Origin of the sequence: Marinobacter nauticus (genome assembly GCF_003634635.1) — a bacterium.
GTDB classification, from domain to species: domain Bacteria; phylum Pseudomonadota; class Gammaproteobacteria; order Pseudomonadales; family Oleiphilaceae; genus Marinobacter; species Marinobacter nauticus.
Window position 1 is genome coordinate 560,395 of the sequence record NZ_RBJB01000003.1, and the last position, 17,015, is coordinate 577,409.

The following is a 17,015-nucleotide window of genomic DNA, read 5'->3' on the forward strand; positions in this document are numbered from 1 at the left end:
CCCAATGAACAAGGACCTTACTCGCTCTCTACAGGTCCGTCGCTCTCGTTTTTCTCCATACTGGGAAGCACCAGCACCGCACAAGGGGCATTGACCGACACATACTCCACCGTTGCCTTGCGCAACGGCCAGTGGCTGCCACCGCCACGGGAGACCAGAATCATCAGATCTGCACACAGCTGACCGGCCAGTGCCACCAGTTTCTCACCGGCCGAACCGGCCACCACGTGCAGGATCGCCTCCCGGTTCAGGGGCAGGTATTTCCGGGCCAGCAGATCCAGGTGGTGCCGCACCTGTTCTTCTTTGTCTTCCGGTGCTTCTTCGGTGACGTGAGGAAAGAAACCGCTGCCACCCGGGTTGAAGACACTGGCCAGGTGCAACTCGCCCCCCTCCTCCAGAAGATTCAGGGCCGCTTCCAGTGCACGCTTGCCCTCCCCGTCGTCTTTCGGATCAATCGCGATCAGCAGCTTCCGGTACATAACCTTTCTCCTGTTTGGGTTCAGAATCGGCTTCCACTTCCGGGAAGGCGCGGCCTCGCACCAGCTCATCCACACTGTAGCCGCGATAATCGGCGTGCAGAGCGCGATAGAGGGACACCGCCATAAAAATCAGCAGAATACAGAACGGTAAACCAAGTGAAGTGATCACGTTCTGCAGAGCATCTAGCCCGCCGGCAAGCAACAGAGTGGCCGCAATTACCCCCTGGGCCGCCGCCCAGAAAATCCGTTGGCGAATCAGCGAAGGCTGGTCGTCCCGGCGTGTCAGCATATCAATCACCAGGGAGGCGGAGTCCGATGACGTGGTAAAGAAAATGACAATAATGACCACACTCAGAGCAGAAGCCGCCTCCGCCAGCGGAAAAACATCAAGAAACGCAAAGATGGCCACCGACGGATCCCTCTGCACCTGATCCGCCAGTGCCACCAGGCCATTCATCTCAACGTTGATGGCAGAGAGACCAAAGATGCCGAACCACACCAGCGTAAACGCGGTTGGCGCAAACAGTACGCCGGCTACGAACTCCCGAATGGTTCGCCCACGGGAAATCCGGGCAATGAAAATACCCACATAGGGCGCCCAGGAAATCGTCCAGGCCCAGTAGAACAACGTCCAGTTGCGTTGCCAGTCCGACTCGCGAAAGGTTTCTGTCCAGAACGCCAGCCAGGGCAAGGCATCAAAATAATCACCCACGCTCTGAACCATACCTTCGGCAATAAACACGGTAGGGCCCACCGCAAATACAAACAGCAGCAAGACAATCGCCAGCAGAATATTCACCTGGGACAGCCGCCGAACTCCTTTGTCCAGGCCTAGCGCTACCGAGGTCGCTGCAATGCTGGCAATAACCGTGATCAGCAGAACCTGAACCCAGCCCGCGGAAGGAACACCGAACAGGTAATTCAGTCCACTGTTCAGCTGCAACGTGCCCAGCCCGAGCGACGTCGCCACCCCGAACAGCGTGCCCAACACCGCGATAACGTCCACCGCCCAGCCCCATGGACCAAAGGTGCGCTCACCAAGAATCGGGTAGAACAGGCTGCTGATACGCATGGGAAGGCTGTGGCGATAGGAGAAATAACCAATGGCCAACCCCGGCATGGCAAAGATGGTCCAGGTGTGAAGGCCGAAATGATAGAGGGCAATGGTCATGGCGTCGGTAGCGGCCTGCTCGGTGCCGCCCTGCACACCCTCGAATGGCGGATTGGCAAAGTGGGACACCGGCTCAGCCACCCCCCAGAACATGAGGATAGTGCCAATACCGGCAGCAAACAGCATGGTGAACCAGGTGAGATTCGAGTAGTCCGGCCGACTGTCATCCGCCCCAAGGCGAATGCTGCCGTAGCGACTGAGCGCCAGACCAAGAAGAAAAATCAGAAGCGAAGACACCGCCAGGATATAGAACCAGCCCAGGTTACGGGCCACCCATCCGGTCAACTGCCCGAAACTGCTCGCCACTGCCTGGTCAAAAGGAATCGCCAAAGCCACAAACAGCGCGGCTATCGCAGCTGAGCTAAAGAACACTCCGGGTATTGTCTGCAAGCCCAGCCGGTGTTGCAGCCGCTCCAGCACAGTCGTCTCCTCATTCCATGAAACCACCGCGCCACTGTACCATAGTGACTGTATCGTCTTCGGGCTGAGATTTGATCGATGTCAGGCATTCAAGGGAATACATCATGAAAATTGGAGAGTTGTCCCGGCACGCCGGTGTTCCGGTAGAAACTATCCGTTATTTTGAAAAAATCGGGCTGATGGCCAAGCCAGAGCGCGGCGAAAACGGATATCGCTATTATCGTCAGGAACACCTCGATCGCCTCCTGTTCATCCGGCGCTGCCGCAATCTGGACATGGCTCAGGATGAGATTCGTGAACTCATCCGGCTGGCTGAAAAACCCACCGCCGATTGCTCAGACGTCAATGCCCTGCTGGCTCGACACCTGTCACATGTGCGGGCCAGGCTCAACGAACTGAAAAGCCTGGAACAGATGCTGGTCAACCTCCAGAACGCCTGCTCAGACCCGCGCACCATCCGGGAGTGTGGAATTCTGGGCGGGCTCAGCGACGAATTGGCCACCATCCCGGAACCCACCGCATCGGATAACCATGTACCAGGCACCCATGGATCAGGCCATCATGATTAGCAGGTGTTGACCCTGTAGCAACTACAGGGTTTTTAATGGAGACACTTAAACATTGGAGGTCTCTATGGCGTGTTCCTGTTCTGCACCTGAACCCAAAACTCCCGCTCCGGGGTTCCGAAAAGCGCTTTGGCTGGCGCTGTGGGTGAATCTGGTGATGTTTCTGGTGGAAGGCTTCGCCAGCCTGCAATCCGGGTCCGTTTCCCTGATGGCCGATGCCATCGATTTCTTTGGCGACAGCGCCAACTATCTGCTTTCTCTGAGCGTTCTGGGAATGGGGATGCTCTGGCGCGGGCGGGCGGCTATGGTAAAAGGTCTGACCATGGCCGTGTTCGGACTGGTTGTCTGGGGCCGGGCCGTCTGGGTACTGCAAAGCGGCATCACGCCCGAGCCACTGACCATGGGCATGGTGGGGCTGCTGGCGCTTGCCGCCAACGTGTTTGTTGCCGTGATGCTGTTCCGGTTCCGGGACGGTGACTCAGACATGCGCTCGGTCTGGCTTTGCAGCCGCAACGACGCTATCGGCAATATGGCCGTTATGGCCGCCGCACTGGGCGTGTTCGGCACCGGCAGTGCCTGGCCAGATCTGATCGTCGCAGCCATCATGGGTACGCTGGCCGTCACCGCCGGAGTTAGCGTGGTTCGCCATGCCCGCGCCGATATCACCGACGCGAAGCGTGACGCACAATTGCAGGCCAGCGAGACCTGACTCCCTCAGAAAGGCTGGAAATCCGATAGACGGTAGGAGAATTCATCGTCTGCGATGAATGGGCTACCGTCCACTTCCAGCCGTACCGGGAACCCATAACGTTGATCGTACTCAGCGACCAGGGTTTCTGCACTGTGCCGGGCTTTATCAATAACACCCAACAAACCATCAATGGTCAGGCGCCTGGGGTCCAGAATATCCGGATGGTTGATCGGCTGTTCCAAACCTTCAACATCGATCACCGTTCCCTCGCGCACAGTAACTCGCATGGGCTGGAGCAGGTCGGGCGGGCAGAAACAGGTTTGCCACACCGTAACCTCGTAACTGTCGATACCATGGGCTTGCCAAACGGCCTGAGCCTGTTGAAAATCCAGCACCGGGGTATTGTCTTTGCCGGCGCCGGCACAACCCGCCGCCAGCAATGACACCAGCACCAGGCCTATACAGGTTATGTGACGTTCCACCACCGCCTCCTTCTGACGATCACGGCCGTCAGAGCAACCAGCAACCACCCCGCGCCCAGGCTGCCACCGCCACCGGATGAACCGCCACCCTGGTCTTCGTCGGTCGAGGTTTCCTCGAGCTCCGGCATGATTGCCGGAACCGTCTCACTGCTGGCAAACTGGCCACCGTTGATAGCAACCAGTCGGTATTCGTAGGTATATCCCGCCACCGGTGTCTCATCGACATAGCTCTCGGTACCGAAAGGAGCCGTTGCCAGCAACTGCCACGGGGTATATTCAGTTCCTGTGCGGCGGCGTTCAATCCGATATCCGGTCTGAGGACCAACATTCTCGGTCCAGGACAGCAGCACACGGCCCGCCTCGGCCACAGTGGTCAGCTCCTCGGGAGCAATAGGGGCGTTGTTCCAGCTTATGCTCGCTGAATTGCCGGGCAATGAACGCACGCCCTCCAGCACGGCCACCACGCGATACGCATACTCACCAGTCGCGATCAAAGACGCATCGCGGTACTGATTCGTGCCCGCAGACAAGGTCACAGACAGGTCGGAATAGGCGGTCTCGCCAGGGGCCATTCGTTGCACAACATAGCCAGCATCTGTGGTCTCGCTTGGTTGCCATTGCAGAAACGCGCTCCGGGCCTCCGGTGTCACCACCAGGTCACCAGGTGCCGCAACCGCGGTGGGCGCCACCTCAAAACGGCTTTCCAGCGTATTGTTGGCCGGCTGCAAATCCAGTACTTCACCACTCAAGCTGATCAGGGAGACCCGTTGATTCAGGGTCAGATTGGCTTCGGTGCCTGAATATGCCTGAATCGCGAGCTGTTGTCCCTGAGCATCGGGGATAAGATCGGAACAGCTATAGGACCGGGACGAGATCTCGCAAGGCACACCATCAACGGTGACCATCTCCAGCCGGGTATCTGTGCCCGTCAGTTCGCCCGTCACTTCCAACCGGTCTGCATTTTCGGAAGCGCTCTTATAGCCAATATCGAAAAAGGCCTGGAACTGGCTTTGTCCCGGTATCCTCTCAGGATTTGTGGTTACCGCCGTGAGCATGGTATCGGCCGGAAAATTGAAACACTGTTCCAGCGCCGGTTGCTGGTTAATGGTATTGATCAGGTTGGTTTCGGAACACGACGAAAACCGGGTCGCATCCGGGTTTGCCCAGGGGCTCATGATGAATCCGGTCGAACAGCTGTTCTGTTGCTCATCATGATTGGCACCGAAATTATGACCGAGCTCATGGGCAACGACGACGGCGGTCAGCACGTTGGAGTCAAACGCATTGGTGACGCCGGTACCGTAACCGTTGCCATCACACAGAGTGCCCACCCAGGCCAGCCCGGCCGTGCTTCCATCAAAATCCCTTCCGCTCACCAGATGCAACAAGGCGCGCCGATTCTGCTGAAACGGAAGATTGCCGCCGGCCACCTGGGTCTGCACATCATCCAAAAGATCGTTCGCTGAAGTGGATGTAGTGAAGGTATTCGTCTTCAGGAAAGTAAGACTCAGGGTGTCCAGGCCAATACCAAACTGCTCGAAATAGAACCCTTCCACCAGATTCAGAATACTGACGGCCCGGTCCTGGAAATCATCGGGGAAACGTTGCTGGAATTCGAGATCGAAAACCACCTCCAGCTCCAGCAACAGGCAGGCTCCTTCTACCCGGCTGTCACAGAGGCTGTCGTAGCTCGCGGACACCGCCTGGGCCATCATTGGCGTAAGAACACGATCAGGAGCAATAACGGCACTGCTGTGTACATGGTCAACACCGCAGCTGGGAGCGACGTCAAACCCAAAGCTCTTTGTGACCAACTGCTGACTGTCCTGCTGGCCACCAATCACATGCATACGCCCAAACAGGTAGGCCATGCCTTCCCAGCCATTCTGCAGGCGAGACACCCTTACCCAGCTGTCCGGGTCGACCGCCACCTTACCCTGAAAGTGGCGGCCCGAGGCGAGTGCCTGGTGCGCCCCCAGGGCTGAGACCAGCCGATTATTGGCTTGCAGCTCAACTTCGTAATCCTGGCCATCTATCCACAAATCCAGCGACTCCGAAGCGCTGGCATGAATTGAGAACAACAACAGCCAGACATGAACCAGTATCGGGAAAAGGTACAGCAAACGTCTCACGGGCGAATCCTTTTCTGTTAAGGCAATTGGAATTCGCGCAAACTAATAGGCTTGGCAGGGCGAGACCAGCCCGAACCAGTAACAATCTGCATTTATGAGAGACATGTCCCGCATGAGGGTTCGAGTGGTTAACAGGTCGGCACTCTTGTTATGCATGGTGCTTGTATTTTCATTTTTTCTTCCACCTCAATTGTTGCAGTGGCAACCGGACACAATCACATCCGGCCAGTGGTGGCGCTTGTTTACGGGTCACCTGGTTCACCTGAACGTGAACCATCTCCTGTTGAATCTGGCAGGCGTGCTTATTCTCGCTCTTCTGTTCCCACGCTTCCTGCCTGTCGGCAGGTTACTCTGGATCACACTGCTGATGGCCGCAGCGATCTCCCTGGGACTATTGTCGCTCCGGCCAGACCTGGCCAGCTATCGAGGATTCTCCGGCTGTATCCACGGCCTGGCCGCAGTTCTGGCAATGAGAGAGCTGAAAACGGATCGCTGGCTTTCCATCACTCTGCTTGCAGCACTGTCCGTGAAACTTGTTTTGGAAGGTTTTGGACTGGCCGGTTCCCAGACCACGGCCCTGATTGGAGGACCGGTAATCTGGGAGGCCCATGCACTGGGTTTCGCTTCCGGACTGCTGATTGCCGGAGCCGGCTTTATCCGGCGCCGAACGCCAAAGCAATCATCACTGGAATAAAACCGAGGGCAAACAAGGTACTGAGCAACGTAGTACCCGCTGCCTGCCTGGGTGAGGCCTCCAGCAAAGTCGCAATCACCACGGTATTGGCGGCAATCGGTGTGATGGAAATCAGGAAAATGGCCTGGTGCACCGCCGGCTCGTAGATTCCCAGAAGCGCTGAATCCACCCACCAGAACACAATAGCCACCAACGGCCAGATCACAAACTTGCCGAAAAAGGCCAGCGCCGTGAACCGAGGGTTGCCGGCCAACCCCCGGAAGCTTGTAATGCCCATGCCGATTATCATCATACCGAGAATGCTGTAGGCGCCTCGCAGGTTGTCAAACAGCGGAACGAAAATATCCGGAATGCCTATCCCGGCCAGATTCAGGACCACCGCTGCCAGAAAGGCATACACCGAAGGCAGCTTAAGCACCCGCCACAGTGCATCCTTGATGCTATACCGCCCCCTTGCGGCAAGATAGAAGCCGACGGAATTCTCAAAAAGCGTCGTGCCCAACATACAGACAATATAAAGCCCCAGCCCCTCTTCCCCGAACAAGAGCAATGCGACTGGCACCCCGAAGTAACCGGTGTTACCCGAGCCTACGCACAGGGGAATTATGTTCGCACTGCCATCGGACAGCGCCTTTTTGGCCAGCTTCAACTGAACCAGCCCCAGTACCGATGACGTTCCGAAAACAAGGAAGGGGAGCAGGATCACCTCAGGGCTCAGCGGCGCCGCCATTACGCCGGAAAACACCACTGACGGTGTGACGATGTAGAGCATGATGCCGGCTATATGTCGGCCACTGGCTTCCAGGAACCGACCCGCAATCCAACCCAGTGCAACGGTGACATAAAGCGGAAGAAGTTTAAGCAGCAGGGCCAGGGCGGCAGACATGATCTCTCCGGGCGTAAAACCTTGAAAATACAACCAGCGGGGCAGTCTACCACCTACCCATCAAGAGGTAACTCCCCAGCGCAATAGAGAAACCCGGGATCATCTTTGATAATCATCAATAGCATTAGGGATGCATCTTTATATCCTAGTGGGGCAGTCAGGTATTCGTAACAACCAAGGAGAGAGACCAATGGCCGAGCGCTTTACCAAAAGCATGGCCAGGAACATATATCTGGGGGGAAGTGCTTTCTTCGTCCTGCTGTTCCTGGCCCTGACTTTTGACACTCAGCTGCGTGCTATGCCCGAGCGGGATAACCGCGACGAGCTCACCGAACAGGTGGTGCGCGGCAAACATCTGTGGGAAGAGAACAACTGTGTCGGTTGTCATTCCATCATGGGCGAAGGCGCTTACTTCGCTCCCGAACTGGCCAACGTATTTGACCGCCGTGGCGGCGGTGATACCGAGGTCTTCAAGGCTTACATGAAAGCCTGGATGAACGCCATGCCCACGAATATTCCGGGCCGGCGCCAGATGCCGGATTTCAATCTGAGTGATTCCGAGATCGAAGACCTGGCCGCTTTCCTGGAGTGGACATCCAAGATCGACGACAACGGTTGGCCACCCAACATCGAGGGGTAAGGGAGCAGATATGAAATACGAATCTCAAAGGGTCGCCATGCCCTACTTCATCTTTGCCCTGATTCTGTTTGCCGGCCAGATTGTGTTCGGCCTGATTCTGGGTCTCCAGTACGTTGTCGGTGATTTCCTGTTTCCGGAAATTCCTTTCAACGTTGCGCGGATGGTGCATACCAACCTGCTGATTGTCTGGCTGCTCTTCGGCTTCATGGGCGCCACCTACTACATGGTTCCGGAAGAAGCCCAGACCGAACTGCACAGCCCCATGCTGGCGTGGATTCTGTTCTGGGTGTTCGCGGCAGCTGGCACGCTGACCATCCTGGGCTACCTGTTTGTGGACTACGCCACCTTGGCAGAAGTCACCATGAACAAGTTGCTACCCACCATGGGCCGGGAGTTCCTGGAGCAACCCACGATAACCAAGATCGGTATCGCCGTGGTCGTGGTGGCGTTCCTCTATAACATCGCCATGACCGCGCTGAAAGGCCGCAAGACCGTGGTCAACATCGTACTGATCACCGGCCTGGTAGGCCTGGCTGTATTGTGGCTGTTCTCCTTCTACAACCCCGGCAACCTGGCCACCGATAAGTACTTCTGGTGGTTTGTGGTCCACCTGTGGGTAGAAGGCGTGTGGGAACTGATCATGGGTGCCATCCTGGCCTATGTGTTGATCAAGCTCACCGGTGTAGACCGCGAAGTTATCGAGAAGTGGCTGTACGTGATCATCGCCATGGCGCTGATTACCGGCATCATCGGTACCGGGCACCACTTCTTCTGGATCGGGCCGCCCGAGTACTGGCTCTGGCTGGGTTCTGTGTTCTCTGCACTGGAACCGCTTCCGTTTTTCATGATGGTGGTCTTCGCCTTCAACATGATCAACCGTCGTCGCCGCAACCACCCGAACAAGGCCGCGATGCTGTGGGCCATGGGCACAACCGTCATGGCATTCCTGGGCGCTGGCGTGTGGGGCTTCCTGCACACCCTGGCTCCGGTGAACTGGTACACCCATGGTAGCCAGATTACCGCAGCCCACGGCCACATGGCCTTCTATGGCGCCTACGTAATGATTGTACTGACCATCATTTCCTACGCCATGCCGATCATGCGCGGTCGCCCCTACGGCAACAGCAATACCGCCCAGATTGTGGAAATGTGGGGCTTCTGGCTGATGACCATCTCCATGGTGTTCATCACCCTATTCCTGACCGCTGCTGGTGTACTGCAGGTTTGGCTGCAGCGTATTCCGGAAAGCGGTGAAGCGCTGTCCTTCATGGCAGGCCAGGATCAGATCGCCCTGTTCTACTGGATGCGATTTGTCGCCGGTGCCTTCTTCATGGCCGGTCTGGTGGTGTACTTCGGTAGCTTCTTCATCAAGGGCGAAGCCAGCCCGGCTGAGGAAGTCCGTGGTCCTGCCACGGCAGACGCCTGATAAAGCCTGATCGCCGGGGCCTTCGGGCCCCGGCACATTCCCGAAACCCTGGATAACCTCTGTGCATGCGCAAACCGTCAACCCGAAAGACACCCTCCAGCAGAAGCGCCTGATTACCCGCAGCGCCTTCTTCCTGCTGTTTTTGCTTGCGCCTGTACTCAATATTTTCCGTTACGACCTGACCGAAACCCGCTTCATACTGCTGGGCTTTCCCCTGTCGTTTAACCTGAATCTGGACTGGGTCGCCAAGAGCACTCCGGCCGAGGTGGCTGGCCAGATCCTGTTCTGGTTTGTATTGCCCATTCTCGTGCTGGTGCCACTGGTGCTCTGGATTGCCTTCAAGTGGGGCCGCCTGTATTGCGGCTGGCTGTGCCCGCATTTCTCCGTGGTGGAAGCCATCAACGACCTGATGACCCGCATAACCGGCCGCCCAACCCTCTGGGAAGCCCTGAAAAAAGGCAGCACGGGCAAGGCCATTCACTGGGCCGGCCTGACCCTGGTATGCGCGCTCATTGGTTTTTCCTGGGCCCTGGCATTACTTTCATACCTGCTGCCACCCATGCCCCTGTATACCGATCTGGTTACCGGCCAGCTTGGCCTGTACCCGGGCATTTTCCTGGCCGTGGCAACCGCCGTTTTTACCTTCGATTTCCTGTTTGCCCGGCACCTCTTCTGCAAATACGGCTGCGCAGTGGGGCTGGTACAAAGCATTGCCTGGATGACCAACGGCAAGGGCCGGGTAGTTACTTTCGACACCAAGCGCGCTGCCGCCTGCCGGGATTGCACCAAGGCCTGCGACGAGGCCTGCCCCATGCGACTGCCTACCCGCAGCCACAAACGCGCGAAATTCAGCTGCACCCAGTGCCTGCAGTGCGTGAGCGCCTGCCGGGACGTGCAGAAAGACAATCCCGAGGGCTCCCTGCTGACCTGGGAGCCCGGCGAACCTGGCAAACAGACGGTGCTGATTCCCGTGCGCCAGGTGGAATCCACCCCGCGACATTCACGGGCCTGAACGACGAGGACACGAGATGGAAGAGTGGGTCGGACTAAAATGGCACGACTACGTAACCCGCCAGGCCATGGGCGAATTCCCCGAGTACGCCGTGCATCTGAAAGACGAAGCCCGCACACTCGGCGTTATGTTCCGGGCCATGGGTGGAGACCCCGCGCTGAGTCTGGTTACTGCTGAACCCCGGCATTTCCAGATTCGCCGACGATTCCTGCAGAAGCTGGCCGGCACCCACCGCAAATTTGAACTGGCCTGGCGCGATGAAGAAAGCCTGCGCCTGCCAGACAGACTGGCCCTGTTCCCGTCCTGCAAGGTGAATCGGGAGCTGTACCTGTGGCTGGCAGCCCTCGCGTCGCTCGGAGAAATTCACCACCACAGCTGGCTGCAAGGCAATCAGGCCATGGTGCAGGAATTGCTGAGCCGCTGGCCGGGCCTGGAGCCCATGTACCAGCGGTTGGTAAAACACACGCTGCAGTGGCGCCCAGAACCAGACAGCCTGCGTGGCAACGAAGCCAAGCGCGAGGCGGCCATTCGTCAGGCCCTGATTCACCCGGGCAGCGTAGACGACCTGCCAGAAGCCCTGACCGACCCCTGGCCGGTAGTACTCTGGCTCTACCCGGTGCTGGGCCGGGGCAAACTCAAAGGCCAGATCATTGGCGACGACAACACCATGTCCAAATCCGGTGGCCTGGCTAAAAAACGGAAACGCAGACGTGCCGAACGCGTGGACGCCTTCGACAAGGATCAGGGCCTGATGCTGTTTCGACTGGAAAGCCTGTTTTCCTGGTCTGAATTCATTCCCATCGACCGCGCCGGCGATGACAGCGAAGAAGAAGACGCCGACGCCGTGGCCGACGACATGGACATGATTTCGGTATCCCAGGACCGTCGCGAAGCCTCTTCCGCCATCAAGTTCGACCTGGATCTGCCCTCGGAAGAAAACGATGACCTGCACCTGGGCCCGGGCATTCATCTGCCCGAATGGGACTGGCGCCGCCAGGATTACCGGGAAAAATTCTGCTGCCTGCAGCCACTGCTCAGCAAAGACGCCACGCCATCGCCGCTGCCAGAGCACCTGAATCGCTCCGCCCGAACCCTGCGCCGCCAGTTCAGCGCGCTGAAACCTCTGCGCCAGTGGGAACGCCGGCAGCTGGAAGGGGAAGAGCTGGACCTGGACGCATGCCTGGAACGCATGGTGCAGCACAAACGCGGCATTGGGGAAGTGGATCAGAAGCTGTTCCGCCAGTGCAAGCAGAACCAGCGGGACCTCGCCTGCCTGGTGCTTACGGATATTTCCCTGTCGACCGATACCTACATCAATAACCACCAGCGGGTGATCGACATTGCCCGGGATGGCCTGCAACTGCTGAGCGAGGCGCTCACCGCCAGCCGTGACCCGTTTGCCCTGTTTGCCTTCTCCTCAAGGCGGCGGGACCACATTCGCTTCCACCACATCAAGAGTTTCGACGAGCCTTACAACGACACCACAAGAGGCCGTATCCAGGCCCTGGAACCGGGCTACTACACCCGTATGGGCGCCGCCATCCGTCAGTCCATAAAACTGCTACAGACCCGGCCAGAGCACCAGAAAATCCTGCTTCTGCTGACCGACGGCAAACCCAACGACCTGGACCTGTACGAAGGTCGCTACGGCGTGGAAGACACCCGCATGGCCGTACAGGAGGCCCACAAGGCAGGGCTGACACCGTTCTGCGTGACCATCGACGAAGAAGCAAACGAATACCTGCCCTACGTATTCGGCAGCAGCAACTTCGTGGTCATCAAAGACCCGACCCAGCTGCCCGGTCAACTACCCAAGCTATACATGAACCTGACCCGTTAACGGAGAACGCAATGGCTGATGCTCACGCCGCCCACAGGCGGCATCTGCCCGGTGACATCGCGGTATGGTTTTTCATCTTCGCGGAACTGGCCGTGTTCGGCATCCTGTTCATCGGCTACGGCGTGGCCCGAAGCCTGGACCCGGCCACCTTCTCCGCCGGCAAGGAGGCCCTACATCCCTGGACCGGACTGATCAACACCGTTGGCCTGATCACCGCCAGCTACCTGGTCGCCCTGTCCGTTCATCGCTTGCGGGACCGAAAAGCCGGCACAACTGCCCTGCTCTGGGCCGCCATCGCGGCCTCGTCTGTTTACACCTTCGGCAAGCTCTACGAATACGCGGACCTCTACGCCAACGGCTACAACCTGGGCACCGACACCTTTTTCATGTTCTATTTCTTCCTGACGTTCTTCCACTTCATGCACGTGGTGCTGGGCCAGATCATCCTCGTGGTGCTGGCGGTAAAGGTGAAAAAAGGCGACTACAACGGCGACGACATGAACGGCATGGAGTCCGGCGCCTCCTACTGGCACATGGTCGACCTGGTGTGGCTGGTGCTGTTCCCGATGCTCTACGTTCTGGCCTGAGGAGGCTGATATGTTAGCGGTTTATGTGGCCTTGATGATCTGCACCATGGCTCCTGTTGTGGCTATGCAGGCTGGCGCGGATATGTCGGTTCTCATTTGGCTGGTTTTTGGACTGGTGATTGTGAAAGCAGTCCTGCTGGTAGATCACTTCATGGAAATGAAGCATGCCCCCTGGGGCTGGAGAATGGCGGCGCAAGGATGGGCTGTTGTCGTTGTCTCGGTACTGGCAGGAATTCACCTGGTCGGCTGACACCTGAGCCGGACGCAACGGTAGCCTTCCAGGCTGGAGCTTGCACCATGGCGGGGGTAGGCCTTCCAAAAACCGCTCCTTACGGCACATCCATGTGGCGCTTCTGCTCCGCCATCAATGGCTCCGCACATTTTTGGAAGGCCTACCCCCGCCACGGCGCCCTGACTCTGGTGGTTACAGCAACTTCTTCGGAAATGTCGGCGGCTTGTTGCCGATTGCCTGAGCCAGGGAAATCATTCCCCAGAGTACGAACGACGTGTGCAGCACCACTGCCCAGACGATTGCGTAAGTCCAGAACAAACCGGTGTTGCCGTAAATAAACCAGCAAACAGCAACCCCCGAACTGATCAGCATAGCTCCCAGTATCGACATATAAACCGCCGCCTTGCTATGGGCCCGCCGCAACGCATGCGCATCACCGGATTTCATGGCAATCGTCAGTAACACAACGAAGCCGATAATCGGCAACGCCAGCAGGTTCAGCAAATACCAGATAACCGGAGCAATCGCCCCGGGCGGTTCAGTCTTCGGACTGCCCGAATACGGCATACACCACCTCCATCAGTGCATTCACAGTCACCGCATCATCCGACAGCGGCTCAATCATCCCGGCCCGGCAGGCCTCGATGTGGGGCATACCGGATGCGATCAGGTATACGGTGTGAATCAGCAGGCGAGTCGACGCTGCTTCTTCCAGGTCGTGGTCTTTCAGCTTGCGCAACGAAGTTGCCAGCCCCACCAGCTGCTTCGCCAGATCGGCATCGCAACCGGACTCCTCCTGCACGATGGTCTGCTCCACATCCGGCGTCGGGTAATCGAAGCTCATGGAGACGAACCGCTGCCGGGTACTGGGCTTCATGCCCTTCAGCAGGCTCTGGTAACCCGGATTGTAGGACACCACCAGCATGAAGCCAGGGGCGGCTTTCAGCAGCTCGCCGGTGCGCTCGATGGGCAACTCCCGGCGGTCGTCCGCCAGCGGGTGCAGTACCACCGTGGTATCCTTTCGTGCTTCCACCACCTCATCAAGGTAGCAGATTCCGCCTTCCCGCACCGCCCGGGTCAGCGGGCCATCCTGCCAATAAGTGCCGTCCGGACCGATCAGGTGCCGGCCAACCAGATCAGAGGCGGTAAGGTCATCGTGGCAGGCAACGGTATAGACCGGGCGACCAAGCTTCTCCGCCATGTAACGGACGAAGCGGGTTTTACCACAACCGGTGGGGCCTTTGATCAGTACCGGCAGACCGTTTTCGGCGGCGGCGGTGAACAGTTCGACTTCGTTGCCGGCGGGTTGGTAGAAGGTCATAAACAGCTTCCTTTTAAGGCTGGGAATCGGGTGTGGCAAAGCCGTGCACCCATTCCGGAAAAAGATTGAATATCTGGCGATCGTCGCTGCGCTTCAGCTGCAGCAATGCCTTCAGACACGGCTGCAATTCAGGATTCGCGCTGTCTGTTTTGGCGTTGGCATACCAGCCAGCACCACGGACCGGCTCGCCCTGCCAGGTGATGGCCAGGCCCTGGGATTCCAGAAACGGCGTAACCAGCCCAAGTTCAGAGACCGACGCATGGGTGTTGTTGTGCAGCAACAAACCCAGGGCCGAGCTGAAATCCCCCGCTTCGTATCGCTGGCCCGGTTTCGGGGTTACACCCACAGTGGCCAGGGCCTGCAAAGCCAGACTGCCGGACACCGGATCGCCTCCTGCGATCAGGGATACATCCCGCCCTTCCAGCTCCCGCAGTGTTCTCACACCGGCGGTTTTACGGGTTACCCAGACCGGAGTCGGGTGCTTGCCAACGGCGTTGACGGCATCAACCAATCGGCGGTTATCTGAGCCATCCGCCCGGTACACCAGATCACTGTCGCCGGCCCGATTGAACAGCAGCTCGGCCTCACAGTCGCGGGCCTCGAGATAGCGCTGCAACCGATAACTGGCGACCGTGGTTGAGCGCGCCTCCGTCATCACCTCAACCCGCACGGAACCGTACTCCTGAGCCGCGCCTGCGTTACTGGCCAGCATCAGAAACAGCCAGGTGCCGATCGCTGGTTTCATCTCAAAGACCCAGTTGATGCGCCCGGTTAGTAAAGAAGATTCCGGATGGCTTCCGCGCCGGCAGGGTAGCCACCTCTTCAAGAGTACGGGTGTTATAGACGGTCACCCGATCACTGTCCCGGGAAGAGACCCATACTTCCTCACCACGCGGGGTGAATTCCATGTGCAGCACGGACTTGCCCGGCTCCAGGGTGCGAATGATTTCCCGGGTGCGGGAATCAATCACCTGCACCACATCGTTCTTCGGGTGGGCAAAGCTGACCCAGATCTGGCGGTTGTCCGGACTGGCCATCACAAACACCGGCTGGCCCTGCACCGGAATGCGTTGCACCATGCGCCAGTCTTCCATCTCCGCCACCAGTACTTCGTGGCGACCGACGGCCGGTACAAAGGCATAACCGTCGGCGATGGCCCAGCCTTCCAGATGCGGCATCTTGTACACAGGCAGGCGCTGCTCACCCTTGCCGTAATCCGGCAGAATGGTCTGTGCGCCCTGTGCCGGCTCCCACAGATCCACCATCGACAAGCCGTCTTCCCCGAACAGGCCGGCAATGTAGAAGCGGCCATCGGGAGTGATAAGGGCGTCGTAGGGTTCTTTGCCGGCCTCATGGCGGGATACGCCGGGCGGATTACTGTGCATATCCACGGTCCAGATTTCACCGGCCTCGAACAGGCTGAACACAAACTGGTTGCCCGGGGCATCCACCAGGCCCACCGTCTTGGACTGATCCTGCTCGCCCTGGGCGTTGGTGTAAAACGCCGGAATTTCCGCCACGGTATCCAGGGTCTCACTGTCGAAAATGTTCACGCCGCCGGGCTCGTAATTGGATACCGCCACGTAACGGCCGTCCTGCGAAATAGCCCCGCCGATGCTGTTACCGGACTGGATCACCCGGTCAGTCACCGTGCGGGTGAGCAGGTCGACTTTGGTGAGCCCGCCATCACGACCAAAGACATAACCGTATCGGGCATCCCGCGAGTACACCACTGAGGCGTGAGACAAATCGCCCAGCCCTTCTACCCGGCCCAGGATTTCGTGTTCGGAGTGGTCAACCACCAATACCGAGCCTGTGGCCCGTTCGATGATCAAACCGAGGTCACCTGTGCCGCGAAGCTCAACAGTCGGAGGTGCCGACAGGGATTGGCAGCCGGTGGTTACGGTGGCGGCGATGATCAGTGCAATCGGTGCAAACAGACGTTTCATCGTGGGTCCTTCGGTTATCGGCTTCGGGAAGAATCGGCTTCGGGGGCAATCAAGGCGCCGGATTTCAGCTGCCGGCTGATCCAGGCAATTTCCCGGTCGGTCAGCAGGGCTTTCCAGGGCGGCATGGCCGTACCGGGAACGCCCTCCCGGATGATGGCCGCAACGGCTGTCTCTGGCAGGGCTTCGATATCCTCAGGCCGTAAGGGCGGGCCAAGGCCGCCTTTCAGTTTCAGACCATGACAGGAGCCACAATCCTGAATGACAAAATTGGCCAACTCATCCTCGGTTTCCGGTGCCCCGGCAACAGCGCCTGCCGACAGCATCAGGGCGGTAGCCAATACACCCACTTGCCAGCAAACGCCCAGTGCGGACCGTTTCATCAGCGCTCTCCTGAAGGATCACAGCCATGCTGCAATCCCAACAATTTCATGGCCTTGATATTGATTAAATTTTTGGCAGGTATCCAGTGATCTTTAGGCATACGCCA

At 58.3% G+C, this 17,015-nt stretch carries 19 protein-coding genes; 9 read left to right on the forward strand and 10 right to left on the reverse strand.

The features are described from left to right. Positions 1-17: 17 nt before the first annotated feature. Complete coding sequence (locus tag C7436_RS08530) at positions 18-479, reverse strand: universal stress protein (protein WP_023008590.1); 462 nt, start codon at positions 477-479, stop codon at positions 18-20. Further along, a complete protein-coding gene (locus C7436_RS08535; protein WP_121207474.1) occupies positions 451-2,070 on the reverse strand; it encodes a BCCT family transporter in 1,620 nt (539 codons plus the stop codon). Before C7436_RS08535 ends, C7436_RS08530 begins: the two co-directional genes overlap by 29 nt. A gap of 104 nt (positions 2,071-2,174) precedes the next feature. On the opposite strand from C7436_RS08535, the gene cadR reads away from it, so the two are divergent. Then, positions 2,175-2,639, forward strand: coding sequence for a Cd(II)/Pb(II)-responsive transcriptional regulator (cadR, locus tag C7436_RS08540; protein ID WP_121207476.1), 465 nt, complete (start codon positions 2,175-2,177; stop codon positions 2,637-2,639). A 64-nt stretch (positions 2,640-2,703) separates the two neighbouring features. Beyond that, positions 2,704-3,345 carry a cation diffusion facilitator family transporter gene (locus tag C7436_RS08545; RefSeq protein ID WP_041655027.1) on the forward strand — a complete coding sequence of 214 codons (642 nt, stop codon included), beginning with the start codon at positions 2,704-2,706 and terminating at the stop codon, positions 3,343-3,345. A 5-nt stretch (positions 3,346-3,350) separates the two neighbouring features. Here the strand turns inward: C7436_RS08545 and C7436_RS08550 are convergent, their stop codons facing one another. Beyond that, positions 3,351-3,809 (reverse strand): DUF6174 domain-containing protein, encoded by a 459-nt coding sequence (locus C7436_RS08550; RefSeq protein ID WP_121207905.1) that lies wholly within the window; start codon positions 3,807-3,809, stop codon positions 3,351-3,353. Next, positions 3,794-5,941: a M12 family metallo-peptidase gene (locus C7436_RS08555; RefSeq protein ID WP_121207478.1), complete on the reverse strand. Its 2,148-nt coding sequence runs from the start codon at positions 5,939-5,941 to the stop codon at positions 3,794-3,796. Before C7436_RS08555 ends, C7436_RS08550 begins: the two co-directional genes overlap by 16 nt. A 154-nt stretch (positions 5,942-6,095) precedes the next feature. Here C7436_RS08555 and rrtA point away from each other — a divergent pair, with 154 nt between their 5' ends. Continuing rightward, on the forward strand, positions 6,096-6,635 hold the full coding sequence (gene rrtA, locus C7436_RS08560) for a rhombosortase (protein ID WP_211329863.1): 540 nt from the start codon (positions 6,096-6,098) through the stop codon (positions 6,633-6,635). Here the strand turns inward: rrtA and C7436_RS08565 are convergent. Then, entirely contained in the window at positions 6,595-7,521 is a 927-nt protein-coding gene (locus tag C7436_RS08565; RefSeq protein WP_011786555.1) for an AEC family transporter, read from the reverse strand. The genes rrtA and C7436_RS08565 overlap by 41 nt on opposite strands. Positions 7,522-7,711: 190 nt before the next feature. Here C7436_RS08565 and C7436_RS08570 point away from each other — a divergent pair, with 190 nt between their 5' ends. The 6 genes from C7436_RS08570 to C7436_RS08595 all read left to right on the forward strand — a co-directional run bounded on the left by C7436_RS08570 (position 7,712) and on the right by C7436_RS08595 (position 13,276). Next, positions 7,712-8,161 (forward strand): c-type cytochrome, encoded by a 450-nt coding sequence (locus C7436_RS08570; protein ID WP_022990832.1) that lies wholly within the window; start codon positions 7,712-7,714, stop codon positions 8,159-8,161. A gap of 10 nt (positions 8,162-8,171) precedes the next feature. Next, positions 8,172-9,587: a cbb3-type cytochrome c oxidase subunit I gene (locus tag C7436_RS08575; protein WP_121207481.1), complete on the forward strand. Its 1,416-nt coding sequence runs from the start codon at positions 8,172-8,174 to the stop codon at positions 9,585-9,587. 61 nt (positions 9,588-9,648) lie between these two features. Then, complete coding sequence (locus C7436_RS08580) at positions 9,649-10,599, forward strand: 4Fe-4S binding protein (protein ID WP_121207483.1); 951 nt, start codon at positions 9,649-9,651, stop codon at positions 10,597-10,599. A 16-nt stretch (positions 10,600-10,615) separates the two neighbouring features. After that, positions 10,616-12,439 carry a nitric oxide reductase activation protein NorD gene (locus C7436_RS08585; RefSeq protein WP_121207484.1) on the forward strand — a complete coding sequence of 608 codons (1,824 nt, stop codon included), beginning with the start codon at positions 10,616-10,618 and terminating at the stop codon, positions 12,437-12,439. Between the two features lie 11 nt (positions 12,440-12,450). Further along, positions 12,451-13,026, forward strand: coding sequence for a cytochrome c oxidase subunit 3 (locus tag C7436_RS08590; RefSeq protein WP_121207486.1), 576 nt, complete (start codon positions 12,451-12,453; stop codon positions 13,024-13,026). Positions 13,027-13,036: 10 nt separating this feature from the next. After that, positions 13,037-13,276 carry a cytochrome C oxidase subunit IV family protein gene (locus C7436_RS08595; protein WP_022990828.1) on the forward strand — a complete coding sequence of 80 codons (240 nt, stop codon included), beginning with the start codon at positions 13,037-13,039 and terminating at the stop codon, positions 13,274-13,276. Between the two features lie 174 nt (positions 13,277-13,450). On the opposite strand, the gene C7436_RS08600 is transcribed toward C7436_RS08595, so the two are convergent. From C7436_RS08600 to C7436_RS08620, 5 genes are read right to left on the reverse strand one after another with little or no spacing between them, the layout of a single operon-like run. Then, positions 13,451-13,825 carry a hypothetical protein gene (locus tag C7436_RS08600; protein ID WP_121207488.1) on the reverse strand — a complete coding sequence of 125 codons (375 nt, stop codon included), beginning with the start codon at positions 13,823-13,825 and terminating at the stop codon, positions 13,451-13,453. Next, positions 13,797-14,579: a CbbQ/NirQ/NorQ/GpvN family protein gene (locus C7436_RS08605; protein ID WP_121207490.1), complete on the reverse strand. Its 783-nt coding sequence runs from the start codon at positions 14,577-14,579 to the stop codon at positions 13,797-13,799. Before C7436_RS08605 ends, C7436_RS08600 begins: the two co-directional genes overlap by 29 nt. A gap of 13 nt (positions 14,580-14,592) precedes the next feature. Then, the gene (locus C7436_RS08610; RefSeq protein ID WP_121207492.1) at positions 14,593-15,324 is read right to left on the reverse strand and encodes a substrate-binding domain-containing protein; all 732 of its coding nucleotides are present in this window, start codon (positions 15,322-15,324) and stop codon (positions 14,593-14,595) included. Position 15,325: 1 nt separating this feature from the next. Then, a complete protein-coding gene (locus C7436_RS08615; protein ID WP_022990824.1) occupies positions 15,326-16,528 on the reverse strand; it encodes a cytochrome D1 domain-containing protein in 1,203 nt (400 codons plus the stop codon). A 14-nt stretch (positions 16,529-16,542) separates the two neighbouring features. Next, positions 16,543-16,908: a c-type cytochrome gene (locus C7436_RS08620; protein ID WP_022990823.1), complete on the reverse strand. Its 366-nt coding sequence runs from the start codon at positions 16,906-16,908 to the stop codon at positions 16,543-16,545. Positions 16,909-17,015: the final 107 nt, after the last annotated feature.